Source organism: Desulfatitalea alkaliphila (assembly GCF_022968795.1).
In the GTDB taxonomy this organism is placed as follows: Bacteria; Desulfobacterota; Desulfobacteria; order Desulfobacterales; family Desulfosarcinaceae; genus Desulfatitalea; species Desulfatitalea alkaliphila.
Genome location: NZ_JALJRB010000071.1, coordinates 1 through 1339 on the forward strand (window position 1 = coordinate 1; position 1339 = coordinate 1339).

At 44.0% G+C, this 1339-nt stretch carries 1 protein-coding gene; it reads right to left on the reverse strand.

The window, feature by feature from the left end; all coding sequences use genetic code 11:
- Window positions 1-900 precede the first annotated feature (900 nt).
- Window positions 901-1339: hypothetical protein (locus tag MRX98_RS21720; protein WP_246915243.1), on the reverse strand; the 439-nt coding region annotated here is incomplete at its 5' end.

A 1339-nucleotide genomic window follows, 5' to 3' on the forward strand; every position in this document is an offset into this window, starting at 1 on the left:
AATTAAGTATGGTGTCCCCCGAATTTGTGTCTCCCGAATTTGGTGAATTTGGTGTCCCCCGAATTCTCCCTCCCCGAATTCTCCCCGAAACCGCTTTATACATATTCGGCGAGAGAGCCCGTTGACGTACGTTGAGGCGATGGACCTCGGGAGGGACAATGCCGGGCCTCTCTTCCGAACTTTGGAATCTGGATAAGGAATGATGGGTCGATCCGCACGTTCGGATCAGACCGGATAAACGTAACGATCAGATCACAAGTTCGCCGAGGGAAGAGAACCGCCGATACTTCCAATATAAGTTGCACAATTGCGCACTTCAACAGGAGATGTTCTTATCTACTCGTAATAATAACGTTATTATTTTGGTTGACATAAGGGATATAGAATGTCCCCTTCACCCCTTTCCCAGCGCCACCAGTGTTTAAATGCACTGAGTCTTGGACTGTGATAGAGCAACAGTAGCAATCCAAAAACCCCAAATAGCATAATAGGCCACATTGCTCCAGACAACAAATAAATTGTAGTTCCATAATAGACTATGGCAGTGGAACTTGTCCAATTAATCATTCCTACAACTAGAAATCGAACTGGACCACTGTATGGGTTGTATGTCCCATTTCTTCCTGGCCTTATAAGAGCAAAGTACCTTAGACCGATTGTTATAAGACATTGAATTAAAGCGGCAACCACCAATAACACGATTAGCATATGTATAGTCGAAAAGTTAGTGCCTTCAATATCACCCTCTAAATTTATAAATGGGACAAAGAAATGCAGCAAAGCACAAAGCAGATAAGAACTCCAAATAAACCACGCAACATAGATGATTATCCGCGGATAGATGCGTCTGTCTTCCATAAATCTCCGTAGAACAATCCCAAATTTTTAGCTTTCGGGGTATTAATTCTCTCTACATCCCGGTAAACATTCTTCGTTTTTTTCAGATAGCCTTTCCACAAAACTTCTAGTATTAAAAATCACTTTAACAGATTCCGTGACAATAACCCATGGTTCTGATGTGACTGATTTTTGTATTTGATAGGCATCGATTACTGATGCTAAGTGGCCATAAATAACAACCCAGGCCGTACTTTCAAGAGCACAACAGAACCGACATATGGTATCTCTGCTTTGAGGGGAAAATTCGTAAGGTTCGGCTCCCAGGCCTTCCAAATACATCCTGTGCAGGGCATTGGAGTCTAACGTAATGAGCACTCCGCCATTTTTGCCACCTGCAATCATGTATGCGCCTGCTCCCGTCTCGAAATCAATGATAAGGTACCCCTCCCCGATCCACCCATGAAAGTTGATCCGCGCCTCGTGGGCGGTGACCACCTTG